This window comes from Neobacillus niacini (assembly GCF_023715785.1).
GTDB lineage: Bacteria > Bacillota > Bacilli > Bacillales > Cytobacillaceae > Neobacillus > Neobacillus niacini_E.
This window is the reverse complement of record NZ_JAMBOX010000072.1, coordinates 1-458: the sequence shown is the minus strand read 5'-3', so window position 1 is coordinate 458 and position 458 is coordinate 1. Positions and strand designations below refer to the sequence as shown.

At 62.9% G+C, this 458-nt stretch carries 1 protein-coding gene; it reads left to right on the top strand.

The window, feature by feature from the left end:
* A partial coding sequence (locus M3234_RS28890) for an aldehyde dehydrogenase family protein (protein WP_262307939.1) occupies positions 1 to 458 on the top strand: 458 nt, incomplete at both ends.

The following is a 458-nucleotide window of genomic DNA, read 5'->3' as shown; positions in this document are numbered from 1 at the left end:
ATATTCAGGCGATGCGCGCCAAAGGCCGCACCGTCTACCAGGCGGTGCGCGAGAATAGCGAAGACGCCCGCGAATGGCGTCACGGGACCTTCGTGCCGCCGACGCTTATCGAGCTCGACAGCTTCGACGAGCTGAAAAAAGAGGTCTTCGGCCCGGTACTGCACGTGGTGCGCTATAACCGTAAAGAGCTGGACAAACTGGTCGAGCAGATTAACGCCTCTGGCTACGGCCTGACCCTCGGCGTGCATACCCGTATCGACGAAACCATCGCCCAGGTCACCGGCAGCGCCAAGGTGGGCAACCTGTACGTCAACCGCAATATGGTTGGCGCGGTGGTCGGCGTTCAGCCGTTCGGCGGCGAAGGGTTGTCCGGTACCGGTCCGAAAGCCGGCGGTCCGCTGTATCTGTACCGTCTGCTCTCCAGCCGTCCGCAGGACGCGGTTGGCGTGACCTTCGCC